Below are 24,808 nucleotides of genomic sequence, written 5' to 3' on the forward strand. Positions count from 1 at the left end.
TGTTCGTGCCCTTGCACACCTCTCGGAGCACAGCGGAGGAATACCGTCATGCCGACATCACCCCTCGCCAAGCGGCCCGTCGAATCGGCGCTCGCCCTTCTGCTGGTCCTCCTGAGCGTGCTGGGCCTCGCAGGCCGCAGCGCTGCCGATGCCCCGGCGCAGGCAGTCCCCGCCCAGGCAGCACCCGCCCAGGCGGCCCCCGCCCAGGCCGTGATCGCTCCGACCGTCGTCGCGGGCACCGACTGGGACCGTATCGCCGAGTGCGAGAGCAGCGGCCGCTGGAACATCAACACCGGCAACGGCTACCACGGTGGCCTGCAGTTCTCACCCTCCACCTGGCGGGCGTACGGCGGCGAGCAATACGCCCCTCGCGCCGACCTGGCGACCCGGTCCGAGCAGATCGCGGTCGGTGAACGTGTGGCCCGCGGCCAGGGTCTCTCCGCCTGGCCCACCTGCGGACGCCTCGGAGCGAACGGCACCTCGTCCTCGGGAAACGGCACCGCGGCGGCACCCGAGCCTCAGTCCAACAGCGGTTCGAGCAGCGGTTCGAGCAGCGGTTCGAGCAGTGAGGAGCACGCTACGGGGGGCAGCGGAACCGCGAGCGGCGGCACGGGAAGCAGCGCAGACAGCGGCACCGGTCACACCTCGGGCCAGGCGTCCGAAACGGCTGAGGCGACCGACTCCGCGGACTCGTCCGAGCTCGCCGGCCAGAACACCTACGTCGTCGAGCCGGGCGACTGCCTCTCCGTGATCGCCGACCGTGCCGACGTGCCTGGTGGCTGGCACACGCTGTACGAGCTGAACCGTGCCCTGCTGGAGGAGGGGCCGCACCGCATCTACCCGGGGCAGCGCCTCACCCTGGCCGCCTGACCCGCCTGACCCGCCTGACCCGCCCAATCGCCTGAACCGTCCGAGCGCTCGGCCCGCAGGACCGGCGCGAGAACCGAACCGGTTACATCGCACGAGCAGCCGGATCACACGAAACGTAGGAACCGCACGAGCAGCCGGAACCGCACGAGTAACCGCACCGCACGGAACAGCACGAGCAGCAGGAACCGCACGAGGAGCAGTGCCGCGCGGAACAGCAGGAACCGCACCGTAGAAGCCGCCCAGCAGTACCGGCAGTGATGGCTTTACCGTCCTGGCAGTGCCGGGACGTCGTCCCGGAAACGCGGAAGGGAATCACCGCAGCCGTGCAGACCACCGAGTGCCTCGTTGTCGTTGGCCCAGCCACAACCGGAGTCCTCAGCACGCCCGGCCATGATGCCTGCCGGTTCGCCGGGGATGCAGTGCGCGTGGTCCGCCGAGCGGCGGAAGCGCCAGGCGAGTCCGGTGTGGTGAGAGTTCAGGAACCGCCACATCGTCCGGGTACAGCCGATGGCGACGGGAAAGATCTCCAGGCGGTGTCCTCCGTGAACTCGAGCGGTGTGTCGAAGGGCGTCCCCGCAGAAGCCGCAGGTGCTTCCCCGTGGAGCCGGCGGTGCGTATGTCCAGTCGTGAAGAACGCGCCAAGAACGCGCCACACCCCCCCACGGTCTCGAAGACGGCCCGGCCGACTGCACGGTCTGTGCGGCAGAACAGCCCACCGGAACGGCCCGTCCCCACTCCGTCCCGCTGTCGGCAACGCCAGGGCGGCAATCTGCCCCGATCCGGCTACCCGGGCCAGATCCCGTCCCCGCCCTGAGCGCCCCGGACTACCGCTCGGCCGTCTCCATGCGTTTCTCCGTCTTTTCCGCATGACCCGGGCATTCGGGATTCCGGCACGAGCCGGGGCCCCACTCCGGTACGAAGATGCCGAGGGTCTTGTGCCGCGTCACCACGGTCGCTACGGGGTGCTTGCAGACCGGACACACGTGTGCGGCCCGCCGGTTCTGTGGAAGCTCGGTTCTGGCCATACGTCCACGGTAGATCCGTGAACGACCAAGTGATACTCCTGCCCCTTCCTGCCCCATGGGCGAGAAGGGGCAGGACGCAGCGGATACCTGGTGCCATGGAAAGGGGGAACGCCTTCGACGAAGGGACGACCCGGTCATGGCAGCCGCGCCGTCGCTGACCGCAGTCCTGCGCTCGGTACACGCAGTCGTCTTCGACACGGACGGGGTGATCACCGACTCGGCACCCCTGCATGCTGCGGCATGGAAACAGGCGTTCGACGCCTGCCTGGCGGTCCACGAAGGGCAACCGCCCTTCGACGCGGACGAGGACTACCGGCGTCACGTCGACGGAAAGTCGCGCGTGGACGGGGCCGAGGCCTTCCTCGCTTCCAGAGGGATCATCCTGGCCGAGGGAAACCCCGACGACCCGCCGGGGACGGCGACCGTGCGGGCGGTCGCAGCGAGCAAGGACGCGGCGTTCACGGAGGGCCTGCGCGCCCACCCGGTCGCCGTCTGGCCGGGCACCGTGCGCCTCCTGCGCGTGCTGCGCGACGAGCGGATTCCGTGCGCCGCCGCTTCCGCCTCCCGGCACGCCACCGAGCTGCTGGCGGGTGCCGGACTGCTGGATCTCTTCGCGGCCGTGGTCGACGGGAACGAGGCGCGCCGCCTGGGCCTGCCCGGGAAACCCGACCCGGCCCTCTTCGTGGAGGCGGCACGCCGGCTGGGGCCCCCGGTCGAGGAGACCGCCGTCGTGGAGGACGCACTTGCGGGGGTAGAGGCGGGCCGGCGCGGCGGCTTCGGTCTGGTCGTCGGCGTCGACCGGACCCGCGGCCCCGACAGCGCGGCGGACCTGCGCCGCCACGGCGCCGATCTGGTGGTGTCCGATCCCGGCGACCTGCTGCTCCCGGAGGAGGACTGATGGCGGTGCGGGCATGGACCTGGTCGTACGAGGGGTACGAGCCGCGGAAGGAGCGCCTGCGGGAGGCCCTGTGCACCCTGGGCAACGGTTACTTCGCCACCCGGGGCGCCGCGCCCGAGACATCCGCGGGCGAAGTCCACTACCCGGGCACGTACGTGGCCGGCTGCTACAACCGGCTGACCTCCTCCGTCCAGGGACGGCAGGTCGAGAACGAGGACATGGTCAACCTCCCCGACTGGCTGCCGCTGCGCTACCGCCTCCACCCGGCGGGAGCCGGCAGTCCCGGCCCGTGGCTCTCACCCGACGACCCCTCCCTCGTCGCCCACCGGCAGTCGCTCGACCTGCACGGCGGAACGCTGACCCGCCGGTCCGTGTACGAAGACGGGGAAGGCCGGCGCCTGACGGTGGAGCAGGAGCGGCTGGTGCACATGGGGGACCCTCATCTCGCCGCACTGCACACGACGTTCACGGCCGAGGGCTGGGAGGGGGAACTGGAGGTGGAGTCCGGGATCGACGGGGACGTCCGCAACAGCGGTGTCGCCCGCTACCGGGATCTGGCGAACCGGCACCTGACGGGATGGGAGACGGGCATCGAATCAGGGTCCACGGTGTGGCTGCGGTGCCGGACGGTGGAATCGGACATCGGTGTCGCGCTGGCCGCCCGTACCGTGGCCACCGCCGTTCCGAAGGGTAACGGCGGTGGCCACCGGGCCGAGCCCCGGCAGCTGCCCCGCGTGGTCCAGCAGACCCTCCGGCTGCCCATGGCACCGGAGGTCACGGTGGCCGTCACGAAGACGGTCGCCCTGTACACCTCCCGTGACGCGGCGATCGGAAGCCCCCTGCGGGCCGCCGTCTCCGCGGTGCGCCGTGCCCCGGCGTACAGCAGGCTCCTGGCCTCGCACCGCCGGGCCTGGGCGAACCTGTGGCAGCAGATCAAGCTGGAGGTGCCCGGCGAGCCGGGCCGCATCCTGCACCTGCACCTGTTCCACGTGCTGCAGACGCTCTCCCCGCACACGGCGGAACTCGACGTCGGCGTACCGGCCAGAGGACTGCACGGGGAGGCGTACCGGGGCCATGTCTTCTGGGACGAGCTGTTCGTGCTGCCGTTCCTGAATCTGCACCTGCCGGAGGTCTCCCGGGGCCTGCTCGACTACCGGCACCGGCGGCTGCCGGCAGCCTGCCGGGCGGCGCGGGAGGCGGGCCGGGCCGGCGCCATGTATCCGTGGCAGAGCGCGGCCGAGGGACGCGAGGAGACCCAGGAGGTGCACCTCAATCCGCGCTCCGGTCGCTGGCTGACCGACCGCTCACGACTGCAGCACCACGTCGGCTCGGCGGTCGCGTACAACGTGTGGCAGTACTGCCAGGCCACCGGCGACACGGAGTACCTGTACTCCAAGGGCGCCGAGATGCTGCTGCAGATCGCCCGGTTCTGGGCCGACAGTGCCGCCTGGGACCCGGCCCTCGGGCGGTACCGGATCCGGCACGTCATGGGGCCGGACGAATACCACGACGGCTATCCCGACTCCGACGTGGCGGGGCTCGACGACAACACGTACACCAACGTCACGGCGGCGTGGGTGCTGGCACGGGCCGGCGAGCTCTGCCGTGCCCTGCCCGGGAGCAGGTGCAGGCGGCTCCTGGAGGAGCTCCGGCTCGTCCCTGCCGAACTGGCCCGGTGGGAGGACATCTCCCACCGGCTGCACGTGCCCTTCCACCGGGGTGTGATCAGTCAGTTCGCGGGCTACGGCGACCTGGCCGAACTCGACTGGAGGGGGCTGCGGGACCGCTACGGGGACATCCGGCGGCTGGACCGGATCCTGGAGGCGGAGGGCGACACCGTCAACCGCTACCAGGCGTCCAAGCAGGCGGACGTGCTGATGCTCGGCTACCTGTTCTCACCGCGGGAACTCGCCGGCCTGTTCCGGCAGCTCGGCCACGAGCTCGACGACGACACCTGGCGGGCCACCACCGACTACTACCTGGCGCGCACCAGCCACGGTTCGACCCTCAGCTCCCTCGTCCACGCCTGGGTGCTGGCCAGGACGCGGCGTGCCGACGCGTGGGCGTACTGCGAGGAGGCGCTGATCAGCGACATCGCCGACATCCAGGGCGGTACGACGGAGGAGGGCATCCACCTGGGAGCGATGGCCGGCACGCTCGACTTCGTACAGCGCGGGATGACGGGCCTGGAGACACGCGACGACGCCCTCTGGCTCTCCCCGGCCACCCTGCCGCAGCTCTCCAAGTTCAGGATGCGCCTCCGCTTCCGCCGCCACTGGGACGTGGACCTGCGCTTCCGGGCCGAGCGCGTCAGGGTCGCCGTCCCGGACAACGGCAAGCCGGGGCTCACGGTCGTGCTCGACGGCCGGACGTACGAGGTGCCCACCGCTACGGCGCAGTGGCTGGACCTGCCCTCCTGACACGTCCTGCCCGTCCGGCGTGACCCAGCGTGGTCCGGCGCACCCCGCGTGCCCGCGGTGTCCCGCGGGCGGAGCGTTCAGGAGGGCCGGGACGAGACCAGCACGCCGATCTTGTCGATCCGGTGCTCCGGATTGTGGTGGGCGTCGCGCCAGTGGTTCCCGGCCGCGTCGTCCTCGGGGGTCGCGCAGGTGGACAGGGTGATCATCGCCCGGGTCGGCTTCTCACCCGGCGCGCCCGGCACCTCCGCCCGCTGCTCGGCCAGGGAGCGCGCGGACCGGAAGGACGTCTGCCGCGTCCCGGTGATCCGGTACTCGTACACCGTGCCCTGCGACCTGACGAGGACCCGGTCGCCCGTGCCCAGCGACGGCACGTCGTGGAAGGGACCGCCGGCGGAGAGCCGGTGGGCGGTCACGAGGTAGTTCCCGATCTCGCCGGGCCGGACGCCGCCGTGTTCACCGTAGGGACTCGCGGCCAGGCCCCGGTCCTGGATCCGCGTTCCCGGCCCGTCGTCGGTCGTCCCCTCGTACGGCACCACGCGCAGGTCCGTCAGGCCGATCGCAGGAATGGCGAGCGTGGCGTTCGCGGTACGCGGGTCGGTCCTGTCGGCCGGGAACGGCGCGGCGGCGGGGGCGGCGGCCGGAGCCGCGGTGACGGCGACGGCCGGTGCGGGCCGCGCGGCCGCCGCCGTCGTACAGCCGGCCGCGAGGACGAGGGCGGCGGCCACGCCGGCGAGTGCCCGGGTTCCGTCGCTGGTTCCGCTTCCACGGTGCATGAGGGGCTTCCGGATCAGTAGCCGGTCGGTTCCGGTCCGCGGGCCCGGCACCCGGCCCGCCACTTTCCAGTACACCACCGGTGGCCCCTCAGCCGCTCGCTCCGGGGGAGTCGAGCAGCTCACGCACCTTCTCGGCGGTGGTCTCCGTGAGGTCCTCGCCGACGAGCAGCCAGCGGGTGATGCCGGCCGACTCGAGGAAGACCAGGTCGTGGCCGGCGATCAGCAGCGCGCCCTCGTAGGCGTGGAGCGCGGCCGTGAGCTGCCGGACCCCGGCCACGTCCAGATTGTTGGTCGGCTCGTCCAGCATCAGCAGCTGCGGGGCGGGGGCGGCGAGCATCGTCGCCGCGAGCGCGGCACGGAAGCGCTCCCCGCCCGACAGGGTGCCGGCCGGCTGGTCGGCGCGGGCCCCCTTGAACAGGAAGCGGGCGAGCTGGGAGCGGATCCGGTTGTCGGTGACGCCGGGCGCCAGCCGGGCCACGTTCGCCGCCACGCTCAGCTCCTCGTCCAGCACGTCCAGGCGCTGTGGCAGGAAGCGCAGCGGTACGAACGTCCTGGCCTCGCCGGACAGCGGCGCGAGCTCACCGGTGAGGGTGCGCAGCAGCGTCGTCTTGCCGGCGCCGTTGCGTCCGATCAGCGCGATGCGTTCCGGCCCCCGGACGTCGAGTTCCCCGTCGCGCAGCAGGCCGAAGCGGGGACGCAGCCCCCGTACGCTCAGGACCGTGCGCCCTGCGGGTACGGCGGTGTGCGGGAGCTCCACCCGGATCTCCGCGTCGTCACGGACGGCGTCCGCCGCGTCGTCGAGCCGCTCCCTGGCCTCCTTGAGCCGGTCCTCGTGCAGGCCCCGGAGCCTGCCCGCCGACTCCTGGGACGACCTCTTGTGCTCGCCCGCGACGATCCTCGGGGCGCGCCGCTGGGCGTCCATCTTCTTGTTGTGCCGCTGGCGGCGGGCCACCTTGGTCTGCGCCTCGTCCAGCTCGCGCTTCTGGCGGCGTACGTCCGACTCGGCGGCCCGCAGCATGCGGCCGGCGGCCTCCTGCTGGGTGGCCAGCGCCTCCTGGTAGGCGGACCAGCCGCCTCCGAACCAGCTCACCGAGCCGGTGTGCAACTCGGCAACGCGGTCCACCCGTTCGAGCAGGTCACGGTCGTGGCTGACCACGACGAGCACGCCGGAACGCCAGGAGTCGACGGCCTCGTACAGGCGGCGGCGGGCGAACACGTCGAGGTTGTTCGTCGGCTCGTCGAGCAGCAGCACGTCGGGGCGCTCCAGCAGCAGGGCGGCCAGGCGCAGCAGGACGGTCTCGCCGCCGGACAGCTGCCCGACGGTGCGGTCCAGTCCGACACCCCCGAGCCCGAGGGAGCCGAGGGTGGCGAGGGCCCGCTCCTCGACGTCCCAGTCGTCGCCGATCGTCTCGAAGTGCTTCTGGGAGACGTCCCCGGACTCGATGGCGCGCAGCGCGGCCCGCCGCTCGCCGATGCCGAGGGCCGCGTCGACGCTCAGGCCCGTGTCCAGGGTGAGGTTCTGCGGCAGGTAGGCGAGGCGGCCGCCGACGGTCACCGACCCCTGGGCGGGGCGCAGTCGGCCGGCCAGCAGGCGCAGCAGCGTCGACTTGCCGGAGCCGTTGGCGCCGACGAGCCCGGTGCGGCCCCGTCCGATGACGAGCGAGAGGCCGTCGAAGAGTTCGGTGCCGTCCGGCCACCGGAAGGAGAGGCCGGAACAGGTGAGGGAAGCCGGGGGCGTGAGGGGCTGGGGCATGGTGGTCCTCGCAGTCGCAAGCGTGTGAGACAGGGGCTTCGTATGCGAGCACCACGCGGCGACCCGGCCGGGGAGAAAGGGGGGTGCGGTCCTCCGGAGGGCGGGGGACGGCTCATGCACCGAGGTCGCATCCACGCGGGAGTCACGGGGCGGCAGGAAAGCCGGCGGGAGCGTGACGGGTTACGGCAGGGGCCGTACCGCGCGGTGGTCGCGGACCTCAGATGCGCAACGTCCACCTCTATCGGAGACGACAGGACGCCGAAACTCTACAGCGGGTGCCCGCCCCCTGCCCGGAATTTCGCCGGGGCCGGCCCCGGCGGGGGCGGCCGGGCACCGGTCCGCGCCGCCAACCCCCCGGTCATGGCCCGGTCAGCGCAGGGAGCCCAGCATCTGCGCGGCGAACGGCGTGATGTCCTCGGTGCGGCCGCCCAGCGTCTTCGCCACCCAGGTCGCCAACACCCGTCTCCCTTGCCGGAGTCCCGCGGGGACCGATGTGGCCGAGATCTCCCCGGTGCCGCACCGGTGCCCCCGAGGGCGATCGTGGTGAGGGAAGGGCCGGGAATACCGGACATGACGCCTGCGTTTTCGTCCGCACCTTCACCGCGACCGGGTGACGCCGGACGGCTGTCAGTCCGCCAGGCGGGTCCCCCTGCGCCAGACGGCGCGTGTGTTGAGGGTGTCGCTGATGGTCCGGGTGGGGTCGCCGTCCACCAGGAGGAGGTCGGCGCGGAGCCCTTCGGCCACACGGCCCCGGTCGCTGAGGCGGAAGCGGCGGGCCGTGGTGGCCGTGGCCGCGCGCAGCGCCCGGGAGGGCGTGAGGCCGGCTGCCACGAGGTACTGCAGTTCGTGGTGCAGGCTCGCTCCGTGTGCCAGGCCCCCGAAGAACGTCTCGGCCATGGAGACGTCGGTGCCGGCCAGCAGATCGACACCGGCGGCGTCCAGGGCGCGCACGGTGTCGTACACGTCGTCGAGCTTGCCCTGCGGGTACCGGTTGTAGCTGGACCGCAGGGTCCGGTCCCACGCGCTGTCGAGGCGGGCGGCCACGCGGGGGTCGTCGGCGAGTTCCCCGGCGGTGATTCCCATCATCGAGGCGTTGAGACTGATGCAGGGGATGACGAACATGCCCGCGTCCTTGATGAGGTCGATGATCTCAGCGGTGTGCGGTTGATCCATGAACACGTGGGTGAGGCCGTCGATGCCGGCTTCGGCGGCCATCCTGGTGGCGTCCACGGTCAGCGCGTGGGCCACGGTGAGGGCCCCGTACTTCCTGGCCTCCGCCGCGCCGGCGTTCACGGTGGCCCGGTCCAGCGACGGCAGCCCGGGGTGCCCTTCCACACTGCCGTCGTCAATCATGAACTTGATGAAGTCGGATCCCCGCGAGAGGAGTTGGGGGACGAAGGCGGCCGCCTCCTGCGGCGTGGTGGAGAACGGCATCAGGGGCATCACCGGGGGCAGGTCCCACTTCGGCCGGAATCCCTCGGGCATCAACTCGCTCGGGTGTCCCCCGGGCGGTGTGATGCCGAAACCGGCGGAGCGCACGTCGGCCACGGTGTCGTCGTCGGTGACGGCTCCCCGGTTCTCCCGGGTGTTCATCCCCTGCATCTCCAGTTCGGTCGTCACCCCGAACCGCAGGGCGAGCGCCAGGGAACCCGGAGCGGAGTGCACGTGGGCGTCCATGAGCCCCGGCAGCAGTGTGGCGCCGCGCCCGTCGACGATCTCGCTGCCCGCAGGGACGTCACCGCCGACGCGAGAGATCCTTCCGCCGTCGATGACCACGGTCTGTACACCGACCGACTTCTCCCCGTCGAAGACCCGGGCACCGGTGATCGCGGTGAGCGTCATGGGAGTTCGCCTCGTTTCCTTGCTCGGCACTTTGTATACCCAATGCTATGCAGATGATCCTGGGTATGCAAACAGGCGGATCCGGGCTTAGAATCAGGCACATGAGTAGCGCGCCTTCCTCCGAGCAGCCGCCCGACGAGTCGGCGCTGGACCAGATCGGCCCGGCGCTGTCACGTCTGCGGCGACGCGCACCCGCTTCGGGCAAGGACCTTTCCCGCAACCTCGTACTCAACGTGATCGCCGACGCGCCGGGTGAGACGACCGTCGGCGCCCTCGCCACTGAGATGGGTGTCGCCCAGCCGGTGGCCAGCCGGACCGTCGCCGCGTTCATAGGGGAAGGGCTGCTGCGCCGGACGGCGTCCCAGGCCGACGGGCGCCGGAGCGTACTCGAACTCACCGAGCACGGAGAGGCCGAACGCAGCCGCTTCGCCGCAGAACAGCGAAGAGCGTTCCTGGAGATCACCGCTTCCTGGGCGCCGGTGGAACAGGTCCAGTTCGCACATCTCTTGGCCCGGTACGGCGCCGACGCCACCGCGTGGTCGAGGAAACAGGCCACGAGCCGCGGCTGAGCGGGGCGGCGGGCCGAGGCTGACGCGCCGCCGGCTCACGGCGCCGCGACGCGCGCCGGGGGAGACCGGTGGCCGGCAGGCGGGTACGCGGGTATGCGGTATGTGGAGGGCCAGGATCCGGAGACGAGCGCCCCGGAGTTCGGTCATGTCGGCGCCGCAGGACATCGACAGCACGAGCGGCCTCGGCCGGCGTGCCGCGTCGGCGTGCGGGTCCACCGGCGCCCGAGAGGGCCCGAGTCCACCACCCGTCCGGTTCCGAGGCCGGCACCGTCCCGGCCCGCTTCCGCGGCCCGTCCGGGCCCGAGTCCGCCGCCTTCGCCGACGTCATGCCGAGAGGGTTGCCTCCCCGCATCCGTCGCGGAACCTCTGCGTTTGTCGCCGGTCCCCTGCGGAATTGTCCATGCTCGGTAACGGAGGCATCCCGCAGAGCCGTTCGTGTGTCTTCATGGGCGCACGGCATCGGGGAGACGGCAAAGGGGCGGGCGGACATGGCACGGCACAAGGAAAGGGCGCGGCACGGCCGGCTTCTCGGAGCGGCGCTCGCGGTGACCGCGTTGGCGGCCGCCACCTCGGTGTGGACCGCGCAGGCCGGCACCGCCGGCAGCGGGCCGCAGGCAGGTGTCTCGGCGCCGGAGGTCCGGCCCGAGGACCAGGTGACCAAGGTGGCGGCGGACATCGCACACGCCTCGGACCGTGGCGACCGGGGCGTCAACATCACCATCGACGACGGACCGGACCCGGTCTGGACGCCGCAGGTGCTGCGGCTGCTGAAGGACAGCGGTGTGAAGGCGACGTTCTGCATGGTGGGCACGCAGGCCGAGGCGTACCCGGACCTGGTCAAGAAGGTCGTGGCGGACGGCCACCGGCTGTGCAACCACACCGTCTCCCACAACACCGCCATGGACACCCGGTCCGAGGCCTACCAGTCCCAGGAGATCCTGGACGCCGAACGCATGATCACCAAGGCGTCCGGTGGCGTCCGGCCGCAGTACTACCGGGCCCCGGGCGGCGCCTTCACCCCGTACAGCCGGCACCTCGCCGCCTCCCGGGGGATGCGGCCGCTGGGCTGGAACGTCGACTCCAAGGACTTCGAGCGTCCCGGTGTGGACACCATGGTCGCCACCGTCAAGACCGAGATCTCCGACGGGCCGACCGTCCTCTTCCACGACGCGGGAGGCGACCGCTCCCAGACCGTCGCCGCCCTGGGCGAGGTGCTGCCCTGGCTGAGGGAGCAGGGGTACTCCTTCGGCTTCCCCGTACGGTGAACGAGACCCGGCCTTACCGGTGAACCGGGCCTTCCGCGAGCGCGTCAGTCGTGTCCCGGGGAGAAGGGGGAGTGTGGTGGAGAGCGGGCGGGTGCTGAGCGACAAACCAGGTCGACGTGGTGCGGTGCGGTATCCGATCATGTGTCCATGCCCCTGAGAGAGACCCTTGCCCGAGTCGATGCGGACCTGGCCGTCGGCCGGGTTCCCGTCGCGCGCCAGCGTCTGCGTGGTCTCGTCTCGTCCTTCCCGTACGACCTGACGCTCCGTCGGCGTCTGGCCGAGGTGTACCGGCTCTACGGCGACGCGGCCGAGGCCGGACGCTGGATGTACCTCGAAGAGGACCGTGACGCCGACGAGACCGCCGCCTTCGAAGCGCGGTACGGGTCCCCGGGGGTACGGATGAGGGCCCTTACCTGGCGCGGTGCCGAGGCGATGGCTGCCACCGCCTTCGCGGAGGGGCAGTTGGCCGCAGTGCGGACCACCTGCGCCGAGGAGCTGGGGCACCCCGTCGACTGGGACGACCCCGCCTCCTACCGGGACGACTCGGAGCAGAAGTGCGAGGCGCCCTCCGCACCGTGGACGGCCGGCGGCGTCCTGGCGGGCGCCGGCTGCCTGGTGGGGGCTCTGGCGTTCCTCGCGATCTGGGTGAACGGAGTCGTTGCCCTCTTCGACTGATCCGGGTCACCGAGGCTGGTGAGGGCAGGGAGGAGCGCCGCTCAAGGCCCCACCGCTGGGCACGGACGGGCACGCACCCTGGCAGCGCGAAGGAACCTGCCAGGGTGCGTGCGTCGGGAGAGCCGGTGGGTCGGAGCGGGATGATGCGGACCCGGTAGAGGCCAGAGGTCGGAGGGTCATCCAGTGCGGGAGCGAGGCATCGGCGTCGATTCCCCGGAAGTACGGGTCTTCAGCCGTGATCAGTTCCGCACGGGCACTCATGACCAGGTCACTGCCTTCGGCGGGCATGTTCTGGAAGTCGTGGTGCGCCTGCTTCGTCCAGTCCATTTGCCAAGGCGGCCGGAGTGGTTCGTCGATCACTCTCCGGGCTTCCTCTCAGCGGCTTCGTGCCGGAGGCGGCTGTACTCCTCCAGAAGCCGGATGGACTCCTCGGGGTCCTCGGACTTGGCGGCGCGGGCTTCGAGGTCGCGAAGGTGCGAGTCGAGGACGGGATTCCGGGCGATGGCGTACTGCGTCCACCACAGGCGCATGAAGGCGGGCACGGGCGTGATGTCGAAGGCGTCGCCGATGACGCGCTTCCGCACCGTCGGTGCCAGGCAGGCCGCGCCGGAGCCGACCACGGGCAGGTGCGCTGAAGGATCCACCACGTCGGAAGCGGGAAGGCGGTGCGTCGTTCTGTTGGTCCCCCTACGGCTCGACCTTCGTTGGAACCTTGACTGGCACGCCGAGAACGGCCCGGACGCACTGCTGTTGGTGGGAAGAAGGGCAAGCCGTTTCGCCGGTCCACCTTGGGGCGGAAGCGACGTGCGGCTCGTTCGAAGACGGATCTTCCCGACGGCTTCTCCTTCTGCGATCTTCGTCATACCGGGCACACCCCGACGACCCGGTCCGGCCTCACGCTCCAGGACACGATGGTGCGCGCCAGGCAGCCGACCGAGCGGGCCGCGCTCATCTAGCAGCACTCGGACCTCGAGCGGTGGCGTGAGTGGCGGCCGGCCTCGACGTCGTCCGGGCTCGGCGCGAAACCGCTGATGACCAGGCATCCAGCACGGATATGGCACGAGATACCTGAACTGGTCCAGACAACAAAGAAGCCCCCGGCCATTGGCCTGGGGCTTTTTCATGGAGCGGGTGACGAGAATCGAACTCGCGCTCTGAGCTTGGGAATCAACGGTTCTTGGGCTGCCAGACGGGCTATGACCTGTGCTTTCCCATGAGGGAGCTTGGGGTTCCATGGTCTCTGGAAGCTGTACCTGACCGCTGTTGTCCGCTCTGCTGGGCACGGATGGGGCACGAGGTCAGCAGAGCTGCGGACGCTGCCAGGGGGTGCTCCGGGTGGGCCGGCGCGTCAGAGAGGGATGATGCGGACCTGGTCTCCGCAGAGTTTGGTCATGTCGTCGCTGTCGGAGGTCAAGAGGGCGACGGGTTTCTGCTGACGCAGGGCGACCTCGGCGACCGTGGCGTCGATGGCGTACTTGTGTCCGTGCAGCCCAGCCCCTTTGAGGAGTTCTGCTGCCGCCTTCGCCGCTTGTTCGGTGACCGGCTCCACCTTGACGCGGGAGAGGGCCCAGTGCAGACGGGGCATGTTGGTGCGGGAGTGAGTGACTTCCACGATGGTGTTGGCCCCGATCACCAGGTCGGCGCCCATGTCGTGGAAGACCTGAAGCATCGCTAGGAGCTTGCGGTCCTGCGCGATCCAGGCGGAGAGCCCTTCCGAGTCAAGGACGACGGTTTCGATGCGCTCGCTCACGCGGCGTCCGCGTTATCGGAGGAACCGGCGGCACCGAAGATCTTCGAGCGGGCCTCGGCAAGCTCCTCGTCCCTGAAGGGTCCGTGTTCTTCCTCATGGCGGCGGAGGTCGTCGCCCAGGAGCTGGTGCCGGATCTGGCGGGCTACGGCCTCCGCCACGTAGCCGGAGACGTTGTCCGTGAGCTTGCGGAGCTCCGCCACCTGGTCGCTGGGGAGCGTGACGGTGATGCGAGTCGTCGATGACATACTCAGAGCATACCGGAGTATGCGCGAAGTCGGCCGTGATTGCTGTCCAGGTTCCGACCGAGTGGCTGCGGAGCCAGTTAAGTGTTAACGCTGATGCATCTGTGAGTTCGCCGCGAGGGGGACCTGTGCTTTCAAGAGCCGATGAGGTGCGTAAACGGTGTGCCCAGGTCTCCCTGCTGGCGCCGTAGCGTCAGGCTGAGGAGTTGAGTACTGCAAGTACTCATAGAGTGTTCTCGAGAGGGGCGCTCTACGCTCACACCCAACGAACGGCCCGCCAGGGCCACTTCGAAGGGATGTCGGACGAGATGAAGAAGAGCACCGATGAACATGAGGGCACGCGCCTGCTTACCCGCATGCAGATCGCGGGACTGGCAGGGGTGACACGGGCTGCGGTCACCACCTGGGAGCGGCGTGCTGCAGACTTTCCCTCCCCTAGGCGGACATCTGGCCAGGACTTCTTCCTTGAGTTCGAGGTCCTGAGCTGGCTCGACGGGCGACGTGTGCCCTCGCACCGGCGTGCGCAGGGGGAGGACGAGTTCATCACCTACGGTGTGCGTGCCCGGCGGCGCAGAGCGTCCGGCTCCGTCGCGGCCCAGCCTCAGCCCACGTCCCTGCTCCCGCCCGGACCCGGTACTCGGGAAGACCTCGGCACGAGGGACGCCGAGATCATCGGCAACCTCATGGGCCCGTTGGCCGAGAGGGTGGGAGGCCCGGACAGGGAGGTTGCCTACCTGAACCTGCTCGCGGCTCTGCACTTCCTGCATGTGACGCAGCCCTCCAGCTGGCAGGCGGTCAAGGACTACGCCACATCCAGCGGCGATCGGCGGTCGAGCAGCGACCTGCTCAGGCTGGTCGGCTCGCAGACGGACAAGGCACTGCACGCCATGGGATCGCTGCCGGAGACACGGGACGCCTTGGTGCGCCTGGAGCCCAGAAGGTTCGAGGACATCGTGGAAGCCGTGCGGTTGGTCGGCTTGCTGAGCCCTCGAGCCTTTCAGTTGATCGTGGAAGGCTACGAGGAAACGGCGCGGCTGGGCAGTCGTGAATTCTTCACTCCGCTCCCTGTGGCACAGCTGATGGCGGGGCTGGGGCTGGCCGCACGAAGCTCCTCTGCCACGAGCGTGTACGACCCCTACCTCCGCGGCGGCGAGCTTCTTGGCGCGGCGGTGGACATGTCGGTGCGGGCAGTGAGCGGAAACGTCCTTGACGGTGCGCCTTTGCCCCGGCTGCTCGGACAGACACCCAGGCGTGCGACCTTGCCACTGGCGAGCATGAACCTGGCGTTGCGTGGGGTCCGGTTCGCGCTTCAGCTCAGAGCAGGTGGGCGGCCGTGGGAACGGGCATGGCCTCCGGAGCCGGTCGACCTGGTGCTCACGAATCCTCCCTTCAACATGAAGGATTCCCTGCAGGAGACCACACGTACAGGAACCTGGAGGTACGGGGCCCCGCCGGTCGGCAACGACAACTTTGCCTACCCGCAATACGCCTTGTCCGTGCTTGCCGAGGGCGGACGTGCCGCCGTGGTGATGCCCAACAAGGCCGGTAATTCAGGGAATGTGGCAGAGGCGGCGATCCGTGGAGCGATGGTGGAACAGGGTGTCGTGGAATGCGTTGTCGCCCTGCCCGACAAGCTCTTCTCGGGAACCTCCGTGCCGGTGTGCGTCTGGCTACTGCGCCACCCGGCCGACGCCGGGGACGACGTCTTGTTTTTGGATGCACGTGACCTGGGTGCTGTACAGCGCGGTGGACGACGCGTGCTCGCGGACGACGACGTCCGCTCCGTCCTCGACGCATACGAGGGCCACTGGGGGAGAGGGGCTGTCGACCTGCGTGATTCTCACGCGACGGCCGTACCCGGTACCCGGGTCGGCAGAGAAGCCCTGCGCGATGCCGGGTATTCCCTCAACCCGATCGATCACATGGGAGGCCCGGTTCAACGGGCGATCGGTCAGACAAGCCGTGCAGCGGAGACGACCTGGACCGAGGTGGCTTCGCTGACCGCACGGTGTCGGCAAATGGACGAGCGCACCGGTCAGCTACAGGCCCGGCTCAACACTGATCGTGTGCGTCGGGCGACCTGGCGCAGCGTGACTTTGGCGGAGTTGTGCGACATTCAACTCGGCGCGTCCCACGCGCTGTTGGCACCTAAGGACAGAATTCCTGACGGCACAGTGCCCGTTGTCTCACCCAAGCACCTCCGGGATGGGCGGTTGAGCGACACCATTGACGAACGGGTCTCGCCGGACCGTGCCGCCCGGCTGGATCCCTACCGGCTTGAGGCTGGGGACATCGTCTGTGTCCGTGCAGGTGCCATGGGCCCGCCGGCCATGGTCACCGAGGCACAGACCGGGTGGCTCATGAGCTCCAACGTGATCAGGCTCCGCTGTCGCGAGGGCGCCGGCGGTCTGCCCGACTACCTGCACGCCGCCCTGGGGCTCCCGGAAGCCGTCGGCTGGGTCAGGGACCGCGCGGCAGCCACCGCCGCTCCGTTCATCACCAAGGCCGCGCTGGGACGTCAGGAAGTGCTGTTGCCGCCCCTCGACGTGCAGGCGGAATTCGCAGCACTGCTGGCCCTCCTCCACGAAAGGTCCGCCGTCCACCGGGAGCTGTCGAGAGCCCTCACTCACGCCAAAGGGCTGGTCCTACGGCAGCTCTCGGACATGTCCGACTCCAGCCCCTCCACCGTCTGACCATCCGCCGACCCGGCCTCCAGAGGCTGCGAAAGGAAGACCAGGAATGACCACCTCCGATGCCACGCGCCCGTCCGCAACGGTCACGAGGGTGCTCTGGCTGCTGATCATCGCTCTCTTCTCCATGCTGGTTGCCACCTGCGTGGCCGCGTTGAAGCACGCGGCTGGCGAAGGCACCCCTGACGTGATCCTGTCCGCAGGAACTGCATTCGGCGCAGCAGCAGGACTTTGCTTTGCTGCAGTGGGAACGGTTTCGGCCCTACGGAGGTAGGCAGCAGGAACCAGGACATCAATAAAGCCCCAGGCTCCTGGCCTGGGGTTTTGTCTGGAGCGGGTGACGAGAATCGAACTCGCGCTCTGAGCTTGGGAATCAACGGTTCTTGATCGGCTGTAGTGGCTCTGGCCTGCATGTTTGGCTGGAGGGGTCGAGGGTGGTGTGGTCTGTGGGTGCCGTGCTTGACCGCTATTGTCCGCTCTGAAGGGCACGGATGGGGCACGAGGACGATCGATGCCGCCGTGCCGTGGGTGGGGAAGTTTCACCGCGCTGGATCATGCGCTCGCCATCGTGCGATTTCACCCCTGGCGATCTGCCCCAAGGTGAACCCGGTCGGCGGTCATCGATCCGGCTCCGTAGTACCGGCGGTCGACGTGCTGCGTCTCATTGCGGTCACCAGCAAGGAGCCTCATCGTGAGGTACTAAGGTACCGTGGATGCGGAGGTGGGATTTATGACCACGGCTTCGAAGCCACCCCGGCAGTCGCCGCTCAAGGTGGATCCGGCGACGGATAAGTTGATCAGCCAGGGCGCGCATTTCCTGGGCCTGACGAAGAAGGATCTGGTCGCGGAGGCGGTACGGGTTTACCTGGACCAGCGGCGTGAGGATCTGCGTGAGGGCATGGTGGAGGCGCTCAGCGTCCTGGACGGCTCCCTGAAGTCGGACGTCATGCTCCTGACCGGTCTGACATCGGAGGAGATCGACGCGGTCGGCGGGATCGACGAATGACCGGTCTCGCTGCGATGCGGCCCGCCAGGCCCACCTTGCGATGCCTGCGCGATGACCTCGGACTCCCCCTGCCAGCGGTGACCGACCCCTTGGACGAGATCGAGCACCCGACCCTGGCGAAGACCGCTGAGCAGTTCGCGGCGGACGATGCCAAGCATGAGCGCATCCGCGCTGTCGATGACCAGGTGTTGTTCAAGGTGAAGGTCCAGCGTTGGCGCGGGGCGGTCTGGGTGGACGCCGACCTTCCGTGGCTGGTGGCAGCCGGCCGCCGCGAGGACGGCTCCACCGACGACTTCTATGCCGCTCTCGAAGCCGACGGCAAGACTGCCCGAACCCGCTACAACGCCGGCAACGCCGACGCGCTCAAGTCCGCCACGTACACCGCTCACTTGCTTCCCGCTCGCGAGGACCACGTCCGCTATCGCGCCGAAGCTGGAGTCCGTTTCGTCCGGCGGCTCCGGACCACGGTTCTGACTCTGAGCCGTGCCACCCTCCGGGACGGTCAGGAGCACACGGTGGACTTCGACACCTTCACCGTCGGCCTTCAGGTCCGCGCCGACGACGGCCACGAGACCTACCTCGCGGTGCGGATCACGGGTTCGGTCCCGCCGAACCTCACGACATTGATTCTGCGCAACGTTCCCGGCTGCGAGGCCGACGGCTGGTACCCCGAATACGCCCTGCCGGAGCGGGACCTGCTCCCCGCGGAACAGGCCTGGTCCAACCTGATGGACCCTCGTGAGGCCGCCCGAGTCCTCGACACGGAGCCGTAGCAGCCGGAACAAGAGAAAGGCCCAGGTCATTGACCAGGGCCTCCATCGAAGAGCGGGTGACGAGAATCGAACTCGCGCTCTGAGCTTGGGAAGCTCATGTTCTACCATTAAACTACACCCGCGAAGTGCGCCGGTATCGGCAGTGCATCGCCGCACACTCTACCCCATGCCAGGCCCCCGGTGCGTGCGCCGTGGGGTCCGTGTGTCGTGGTGCGGCGTGGACGCGGGTGTGGCGGGCGGGAGTTGGGGGCGTAGCGTAGGGGGGCGGAGTGCCGCCTGGAGTGGCGTCCTGTTCATCCCCTAATGTGGCGGTCTCGTCCATGGCTGGTTGGGGAAGGGACTTGATGGAGTCGATGGAGCGCACCGTCGTCCGCTGTGCCGAAGGGCATGTGTTCGCTACCTCGTCGTTCCCGATGCAGCAGCTCGGGTCCGGCCGGATCGGCCCCGGGCGGTTGCTGCGCTGTCCGCGGTGTGCGCGGTTGAGGCAGGCCGTGCCGGTGGTGTTCGAGCGACGGTAGGGAGTGGCGGGGCAGGCGCGCGGGCGGTCCGGTTGGGGCGGGCTCGCGCGTTCTGCGTATCCTCGGGACGTGCTTCTCTCAGATAAGGACCTCCGGGCCGAGATCGATGCCGGGCGGGTTCGCATTGACCCGTTCGACGCGTCGATGGTGCAGCCCTCGAGCATCGATGTGCGGCTGGACCGCTACTTCCGGGTGTTCGAGAACCACCGCTATCCGCATATCGACCCCGCCGTCGAGCAGGTGGACCTGACCCGTCAGGTGGAGCCCGACGGCGATGAGGCGTTCATCCTCCACCCCGGGGAGTTCGTGCTGGCGTCGACGTACGAGGTCATCACGCTGCCCGATGATCTCGCTTCCCGGCTGGAGGGCAAGAGCTCGCTGGGGCGGCTCGGGCTCGTGACGCACTCGACGGCCGGGTTCATCGACCCCGGGTTCTCCGGCCACGTGACGCTGGAGCTGTCGAATCTGGCGACGCTGCCGATAAAGCTGTGGCCCGGTATGAAGATCGGGCAGCTGTGCATGTTCCGGCTGAGCTCCCCCTCGGAGTTCCCGTACGGCTCCGAGCGGTACGGATCCCGTTACCAGGGCCAGCGGGGGCCGACCGCCTCGCGTTCGTTCATGAACTTCCATCGGACGCAGGTGTGATGCGGCATGGCTGGTGAGACGCGGGAGAACCTGACGTACGAGGCCTTCGGGCGGGCCGTGCGGGAGCTGGCGCAGGCGGTCGCGGACGACGGCTACGAGCCCGACGTGGTGCTGAGCATCGCGCGGGGCGGGGTCTTCGTCGCGGGCGGTCTGGCGTACGCGCTGGACTGCAAGAACATCCACCTGGTGAACGTCGAGTTCTACACCGGCGTCGGCACCACGCTGGAGATGCCCGTGATGCTGGCGCCCGTTCCGAACGCCATCGACTTCACGCGGAAGAAGGTCCTGATCGCCGACGACGTGGCGGACACCGGCAGGACGCTGAAGCTGGTCCGCGACTTCTGCGTCGATCATGTGGCCGAGGTGCGCAGCGCGGTCATCTACGAGAAGCCGCAGTCGCTCGTGAAGTGCGAGTACGTGTGGAAGAAGACCGACCGGTGGATCAATTTCCCCTGGAGCGTCGAGAAGCCCGTCGTGCGCCGGGAGGGCCAGGTCTTCGACGCGTAGGCGGCGGGGTCCCGCACGCACACGTCGAGGGACACGGACACACGCACAGGAGGAGGGCCCCGGGGCCCTCCTCCTGTGCGTGTGCGGTCAGATGGTGCCGAGCTTGATGATCGAGAGCAGCGCGATCAGCTGGATCGCGGAAGCGCCCAGCGCCTTCGGCCAGGGCAGCTCGTGCGACTTGCTCACCATCGAGGTGAACAGCGCGCCGGCGGCCAGCCAGGTGACCCAGCCGAGGAGCTGGACCAGGGTGTTCTCGCCGCCCAGGAACAGGGCGAAGACCAGGCGGGGCGCGTCCGTGATCGACATGATCAGCATGGACAGGCCCACGGTCGGCTGCCAGGCCCCCGTGCCGCCGAGCTGGCGGGCCAGGGTGTGGGTGACGGCGCCGAGGACGAGACCGCCGACGACGAAGCCGATGCCCGTGAAGACGACGTACGGGGCGGCCGTCGAGACCTCCGCGTGGATCGCCTCGTCGCGGGCCTGGTCGAAGCCGAAGAGCGCGAGCAGCCCGTACACGAACGTGACGGCGATCGCGGGGCCCCAGACGGGGTAGTCGCGCATCTGCCAGAACGTCGGTCCGGGGCGCAGCACCACGCCGCTCAGCAGCTGCTTCCAGGGCAGCCGGGGGCCGGCGGGCTGGGCGGGGGCCTGGCCTGCCTGGTAGGTGTTCCCGTCGCCGTACGGGTCCTCGTGGATGCTGAACGCCTGGGTGTGGCCCGGGGCGTTGGCGTACGGATCCTGCTGCGGGGGCTGGTGGTAGGGGTCGCCGAAGTACTCCGGCTCGCCGTGTCCGCCGCCCTGCCCGCCGCTCCCGTGCCCGCCTCCCCCCGGGTGTCCGCCGCCCCCGTGCCCGCCGCTGTACGGGGCGCCCTGGGGGCCGCCGTACGGTGCGCCGCCGCCGCCCGTGGGAGGCCACGACTGGCGGCCGTACGGCGGCGGTGGTGCCTGCGTGCCGTACGGCTGTTGCTGCTGCGGGTGTTGTTGCGGTGTGCGGTTGTCCCGGCCGCGTCCGATCCTGAATCCAGCCACGTGTCGAACGTACCTGGTCCGCGCGGACGCGGTGTGGGGGCCGGGGGAACAAGCGGCCCATTGCGGCCTAGCTGTGACATCCCCTAGGGGGACCCTGGGGGGTCTGCCCGCCCCCGGTGGTGGTCCTGGCCCGCGCAGCCGGACCCGTACCCGCGCCGCACACGCGGAAGCGGCCGGTCCTGCCCCCGAGGCAGATCCGGCCGCTTCCGTGCGGGTGGGAGGGACTACTTGACGGGCTCGGGCTCCGGCACGTCCGCCGTCTCCGCCTCGCCCGAGGGGTCGGCGGGTGTCTTCACCGACTCCAGCAGCAGCTGGGAGACGTCGACGACCTGGACCGACTCCTTCGCCTGGCCGTCGTTCTTCTTGCCGTTGACCGAGTCGGTCAGCATGACGAGGCAGAACGGGCAGGCCGTGGAGACGATGTCGGGGTTGAGGGAGAGGGCTTCGTCGACGCGCTCGTTGTTGATGCGCTTGCCGATCCGCTCCTCCATCCACATCCGCGCGCCGCCGGCGCCGCAGCAGAAGCCGCGCTCCTTGTGGCGGTGCATCTCCTCGTTCCGCAGACCCGGCACCTTCGCGATGATCTCGCGCGGGGGCGTGTAGATCTTGTTGTGGCGGCCCAGGTAGCAGGGGTCGTGGTAAGTGATCAGACCCTCGACCGGCGTCACCGGGACCAGCTTGCCCTCGTCCACCAGATGCTGGAGCAGCTGGGTGTGGTGGATGACCTCGTACTCGCCGCCGAGCTGCGGGTACTCGTTGGCGATCGTGTTGAAGCAGTGCGGGCAGGTGGCGACGATCTTCTTCGCCGACTTCGCCTTCTTCGTCGAGTCGTCCTCGTCATCCTCACCGAACGCCATGTTCAGCATCGCGACGTTCTCCTGGCCCAGCTGCTGGAACAGCGGCTCGTTGCCCAGGCGGCGGGCGGAGTCACCGGTGCACTTCTCGTCGCCGCCCATGATCGCGAACTTGACGCCCGCGATGTGGAGGAGCTCCGCGAAGGCCTTCGTCGTCTTCTTGGCCCGGTCCTCGAGGGCGCCCGCGCAGCCGACCCAGTACAGGTAGTCGACCTCGGCGAGGTCCTCGACGTCCTTGCCGACGATCGGCACCTCGAAGTCGACCTCCTTGGTCCACTCCACACGCTGCTTCTTGGCGAGCCCCCAGGGGTTGCCCTTCTTCTCCAGGTTCTTGAGCATCGTGCCCGCCTCGGACGGGAACGCGGACTCGATCATCACCTGGTAGCGGCGCATGTCGACGATGTGGTCGATGTGCTCGATGTCGACGGGGCACTGCTCCACGCACGCACCGCAGGTGGTGCAGGACCACAGCACGTCCGGGTCGATGACACCGTTCTCCTCGAGCGTCCCGATGAGGGGGCGCTCGGCCTCGGCCAGGGCGGCCGCGGGGACGTCCTCGAGCTGCTCGGCCGTGGCCTTCTCGTTGCCCTCCATGTCCTTGCCGCCGCCGGCCAGCAGGTACGGGGCCTTGGCGTGCGCGTGGTCGCGCAGGGACATGATCAGGAGCTTCGGCGAGAGGGGCTTGCCGGTGTTCCAGGCGGGGCACTGCGACTGGCAGCGGCCGCACTCGGTACACGTGGAGAAGTCGAGGATGCCCTTCCAGGAGAACTGCTCGACCTGGGAGACACCGAAGGTGTCGTCCTCGCCCGGGTCCTCCCAGTCGATCTCCTTGCCGCCGCTGGTCATCGGCTGGAGGGCACCCAGCGCCGACGAGCCGTCCGCGTTCCGCTTGAACCAGATGTTGGGGAAGCCGAGGAAGCGGTGCCAGGCGACACCCATGTTGGTGTTCAACGACACGGTGATCATCCAGATCAGCGAGACGCCGATCTTGATCATCGCGACGAAGTAGATGAGGTTCTGGAGGGTCCCGAGCGCGAGGCCCTTGAAGGCGAGCACCAGGGGGTACGAGACGAAGTACGCGGCCTCGTAGCCCTCGACGTGGTGGATCGCGCCCTCGAGGCCGCGCAGGGTCAGGATCGCCAGGCCGATGGCGAGGATGACGTATTCGACGAAGTACGCCTGCCAGGCCTTGGAGCCGGCGAAGCGGGACTTGCGGCCGGCGCGGGAGGGCAGGTTCAGCAGCCGGATGGCCATCAGCGTGACGATGCCGAGCACCGTCATGATGCCGATGAACTCGATGTACAGCTCGAACGGCAGCCAGCCGCCGACGATCGGGAGTACCCAGTCGGCCTGGAAGAGCTGTCCGTACGCCTGGAGCAGCGTCGGCGGCAGGGTCAGGAAGCCGATCGCGACGAACCAGTGTGCGAAGCCGACGATGCCCCACCGGTTCATCCGGGTGTGGCCGAGGAACTCCTTGACCAGGGTGATCGTGCGCTGCTTGGGGTCGTCGGTGCGGCTGCCTGCCGGGACCGGCTGTCCGAGGCGGACGAACCGGTAGATCTGCGCGACGGCTCGGGCGATGAGCGCAACGCCGACGACGGTCAGCACCAGCGACACGATGATCGCGGCGAGTTGCATGTGGGGCTCCTCGGGCCTGCGAGGGTGGGATCCAGCGGAACAAGCGATTACTAAGCAGTAACTTAATCAGTCTGTGCTGACACTATCCACTTATTCCGCCACGCTGTAGTTGGGCAGGCGGTGATCTGTGTCGCTCAGGCGGGCTTTTCCCCGCCGGGCCAGGGTGCGGAACTCCGTGCGCAGGTGGATCCGCACGGACCGCGCCATGATCGCCAGGTCCAGCCATGTTCCATGATGCTCCGCGTAGTGCGCGTCGAGCAGGGCGGGCTCGTCCCAGGGCATACCGGAGCGGGCCCGCACCTGCGCCAGGCCGGTCAGGCCGGGGCGCAGTTCCCGGCGCCACCGGCCGGCCGCCGCCTCGAGAAGAGCCGGATCGTCCGGGCGCAGGGGCGGCGGGCCGACCAGTGAGAGCTCTCCGCGTACGACGTGGACGAGCCGGGACAGCAGGTCCAGGCGGAATCTGCGGGTGTGCAGCGAACGCAGCTCGAAGGGGTGTCCGCCGAGGCCGGCCCGAATCTCGCGGCGCAGTACGCCGCCGCGGCCGCGGGGTCGCCGGACGGCGAGGGCGAGGGCGGCGAGGGCGAGCGCCGGGGCGGCGAGGGCCAGGAACGCCGATCCGAGTACGAGGTCGAGGGACCGCTTGACGGTCACCGCCTCCAGGGCTTCGGTGACGCGGCCGAGGGTGCGGCCGACCGCCCGGACGGCCGCCTGTGCGGCGGGGTGCCGTCTCCTTCGTGGCGCAGTCTGCTTCGGGTTCCGCATGGGTGCCTGCCCGTGATCGGTGACGTGCCGTTATGACCGTCTCGCTGCAATTTGTGACAGAACGATCCCACGGTGCGAAGGTGGGTGGGGGGCATGGGCCCCACCGTGTGCCGGGTGTCGCGATCAGGTGCCCGTCCCCAGCGTCGCCGGGCTTGTACCGCCGGGCCTGAAACTCGGGAAACGGCTGTTCGCGGCGGGTGCGAGCACATAAGTTGAGCGTAAGTGGCTCAGGTCCTTTGACTCCGGGGCGGGTGTGATGCATCCTTGAGTCAGATCCACTCAAGTAGTCAGTTGGAGGAATCGA

Annotated in this window: 22 protein-coding genes and 1 tRNA gene; 12 read left to right on the forward strand and 11 right to left on the reverse strand. The window is 69.5% G+C overall.

Annotated elements, in window-relative coordinates; all coding sequences use genetic code 11:
- The first annotated feature begins 48 nt into the window (after positions 1-48).
- A complete protein-coding gene (locus tag ACH4VO_RS14240; protein WP_360995892.1) occupies positions 49-870 on the forward strand; it encodes a transglycosylase family protein in 822 nt (273 codons plus the stop codon).
- A 104-nt stretch (positions 871-974) separates the two neighbouring features.
- On the opposite strand, the gene ACH4VO_RS14245 is transcribed toward ACH4VO_RS14240, so the two are convergent.
- On the reverse strand, positions 975-1,097 hold the full coding sequence (locus ACH4VO_RS14245; protein ID WP_360995894.1) for a hypothetical protein: 123 nt from the start codon (positions 1,095-1,097) through the stop codon (positions 975-977).
- Between the two features lie 934 nt (positions 1,098-2,031).
- Between ACH4VO_RS14245 and ACH4VO_RS14250 the strand changes: the two genes are divergently transcribed.
- Together ACH4VO_RS14250 and ACH4VO_RS14255 are read left to right on the forward strand one after the other, a co-directional pair.
- The gene (locus tag ACH4VO_RS14250) at positions 2,032-2,793 is read left to right on the forward strand and encodes an HAD-IA family hydrolase (protein WP_360995897.1); all 762 of its coding nucleotides are present in this window, start codon (positions 2,032-2,034) and stop codon (positions 2,791-2,793) included.
- Entirely contained in the window at positions 2,793-5,213 is a 2,421-nt protein-coding gene (locus ACH4VO_RS14255; protein ID WP_360995900.1) for a glycosyl hydrolase family 65 protein, read from the forward strand. Before ACH4VO_RS14250 ends, ACH4VO_RS14255 begins: the two co-directional genes overlap by 1 nt.
- A gap of 77 nt (positions 5,214-5,290) precedes the next feature.
- Here ACH4VO_RS14255 and ACH4VO_RS14260 read toward each other — a convergent pair whose 3' ends face one another.
- The 3 genes from ACH4VO_RS14260 to ACH4VO_RS14270 all read right to left on the reverse strand — a co-directional run bounded on the left by ACH4VO_RS14260 (position 5,291) and on the right by ACH4VO_RS14270 (position 9,581).
- A complete protein-coding gene (locus tag ACH4VO_RS14260; protein ID WP_360995903.1) occupies positions 5,291-5,986 on the reverse strand; it encodes a class E sortase in 696 nt (231 codons plus the stop codon).
- A gap of 88 nt (positions 5,987-6,074) precedes the next feature.
- Positions 6,075-7,739: an ATP-binding cassette domain-containing protein gene (locus tag ACH4VO_RS14265; RefSeq protein WP_360995906.1), complete on the reverse strand. Its 1,665-nt coding sequence runs from the start codon at positions 7,737-7,739 to the stop codon at positions 6,075-6,077.
- Positions 7,740-8,366: 627 nt separating this feature from the next.
- Positions 8,367-9,581, reverse strand: a complete 1,215-nt coding sequence (locus ACH4VO_RS14270; protein WP_360995909.1) for an amidohydrolase family protein — start codon at positions 9,579-9,581, stop codon at positions 8,367-8,369.
- Positions 9,582-9,682: 101 nt separating this feature from the next.
- Between ACH4VO_RS14270 and ACH4VO_RS14275 the strand changes: the two genes are divergently transcribed.
- The 3 genes from ACH4VO_RS14275 to ACH4VO_RS14285 all read left to right on the forward strand — a co-directional run bounded on the left by ACH4VO_RS14275 (position 9,683) and on the right by ACH4VO_RS14285 (position 12,090).
- A complete protein-coding gene (locus tag ACH4VO_RS14275) occupies positions 9,683-10,150 on the forward strand; it encodes a MarR family winged helix-turn-helix transcriptional regulator (protein WP_360995911.1) in 468 nt (155 codons plus the stop codon).
- Between the two features lie 488 nt (positions 10,151-10,638).
- Positions 10,639-11,415 carry a polysaccharide deacetylase family protein gene (locus tag ACH4VO_RS14280; protein WP_360995914.1) on the forward strand — a complete coding sequence of 259 codons (777 nt, stop codon included), beginning with the start codon at positions 10,639-10,641 and terminating at the stop codon, positions 11,413-11,415.
- 147 nt (positions 11,416-11,562) lie between these two features.
- Complete coding sequence (locus ACH4VO_RS14285) at positions 11,563-12,090, forward strand: DUF6584 family protein (RefSeq protein WP_360995917.1); 528 nt, start codon at positions 11,563-11,565, stop codon at positions 12,088-12,090.
- A gap of 356 nt (positions 12,091-12,446) precedes the next feature.
- Here ACH4VO_RS14285 and ACH4VO_RS14290 read toward each other — a convergent pair whose 3' ends face one another.
- From ACH4VO_RS14290 to ACH4VO_RS14300, 3 genes are all read right to left on the reverse strand, one after another.
- Complete coding sequence (locus ACH4VO_RS14290; protein WP_360995919.1) at positions 12,447-12,737, reverse strand: hypothetical protein; 291 nt, start codon at positions 12,735-12,737, stop codon at positions 12,447-12,449.
- Between the two features lie 701 nt (positions 12,738-13,438).
- Positions 13,439-13,840, reverse strand: coding sequence for a PIN domain-containing protein (locus tag ACH4VO_RS14295; RefSeq protein ID WP_360995921.1), 402 nt, complete (start codon positions 13,838-13,840; stop codon positions 13,439-13,441).
- Positions 13,837-14,085 (reverse strand): type II toxin-antitoxin system CcdA family antitoxin, encoded by a 249-nt coding sequence (locus tag ACH4VO_RS14300; RefSeq protein ID WP_277333093.1) that lies wholly within the window; start codon positions 14,083-14,085, stop codon positions 13,837-13,839. The genes ACH4VO_RS14295 and ACH4VO_RS14300 overlap by 4 nt, the downstream gene beginning before the upstream one ends.
- Before the next feature lie 305 nt (positions 14,086-14,390).
- On the opposite strand from ACH4VO_RS14300, the gene ACH4VO_RS14305 reads away from it, so the two are divergent.
- The 4 genes from ACH4VO_RS14305 (at position 14,391) to ACH4VO_RS14320 (ending at position 18,551) form a co-directional block, all read left to right on the forward strand.
- The gene (locus ACH4VO_RS14305; protein ID WP_360995925.1) at positions 14,391-16,775 is read left to right on the forward strand and encodes an N-6 DNA methylase; all 2,385 of its coding nucleotides are present in this window, start codon (positions 14,391-14,393) and stop codon (positions 16,773-16,775) included.
- 46 nt (positions 16,776-16,821) lie between these two features.
- Positions 16,822-17,046, forward strand: a complete 225-nt coding sequence (locus tag ACH4VO_RS14310; RefSeq protein WP_360995928.1) for a hypothetical protein — start codon at positions 16,822-16,824, stop codon at positions 17,044-17,046.
- A 456-nt stretch (positions 17,047-17,502) separates the two neighbouring features.
- Complete coding sequence (locus ACH4VO_RS14315) at positions 17,503-17,778, forward strand: hypothetical protein (RefSeq protein WP_030595208.1); 276 nt, start codon at positions 17,503-17,505, stop codon at positions 17,776-17,778.
- A 77-nt stretch (positions 17,779-17,855) separates the two neighbouring features.
- The gene (locus ACH4VO_RS14320; RefSeq protein ID WP_360995931.1) at positions 17,856-18,551 is read left to right on the forward strand and encodes a hypothetical protein; all 696 of its coding nucleotides are present in this window, start codon (positions 17,856-17,858) and stop codon (positions 18,549-18,551) included.
- 51 nt (positions 18,552-18,602) lie between these two features.
- Here the strand turns inward: ACH4VO_RS14320 and ACH4VO_RS14325 are convergent.
- Positions 18,603-18,673, reverse strand: a tRNA-Gly gene (locus tag ACH4VO_RS14325).
- A gap of 465 nt (positions 18,674-19,138) precedes the next feature.
- Here ACH4VO_RS14325 and dcd point away from each other — a divergent pair.
- Complete coding sequence (dcd, locus tag ACH4VO_RS14330; protein ID WP_360995934.1) at positions 19,139-19,714, forward strand: dCTP deaminase; 576 nt, start codon at positions 19,139-19,141, stop codon at positions 19,712-19,714.
- A gap of 6 nt (positions 19,715-19,720) precedes the next feature.
- Positions 19,721-20,221 carry a phosphoribosyltransferase gene (locus ACH4VO_RS14335; RefSeq protein WP_360995936.1) on the forward strand — a complete coding sequence of 167 codons (501 nt, stop codon included), beginning with the start codon at positions 19,721-19,723 and terminating at the stop codon, positions 20,219-20,221.
- 87 nt (positions 20,222-20,308) lie between these two features.
- Here the strand turns inward: ACH4VO_RS14335 and ACH4VO_RS14340 are convergent, their stop codons facing one another.
- The 3 genes from ACH4VO_RS14340 to ACH4VO_RS14350 form a co-directional block, all read right to left on the reverse strand.
- Entirely contained in the window at positions 20,309-21,250 is a 942-nt protein-coding gene (locus ACH4VO_RS14340; RefSeq protein ID WP_360995938.1) for a Yip1 family protein, read from the reverse strand.
- A 224-nt stretch (positions 21,251-21,474) separates the two neighbouring features.
- Positions 21,475-23,742 (reverse strand): (Fe-S)-binding protein, encoded by a 2,268-nt coding sequence (locus tag ACH4VO_RS14345; protein WP_360995940.1) that lies wholly within the window; start codon positions 23,740-23,742, stop codon positions 21,475-21,477.
- A 90-nt stretch (positions 23,743-23,832) separates the two neighbouring features.
- Positions 23,833-24,504: a sugar transferase gene (locus tag ACH4VO_RS14350; RefSeq protein WP_360995942.1), complete on the reverse strand. Its 672-nt coding sequence runs from the start codon at positions 24,502-24,504 to the stop codon at positions 23,833-23,835.
- Positions 24,505-24,808 lie beyond the last annotated feature (304 nt).

The sequence above is a fragment of the Streptomyces sp. NPDC020780 genome, from assembly GCF_044334475.1.
In the GTDB taxonomy this organism is placed as follows: Bacteria; Actinomycetota; Actinomycetes; order Streptomycetales; family Streptomycetaceae; genus Streptomyces.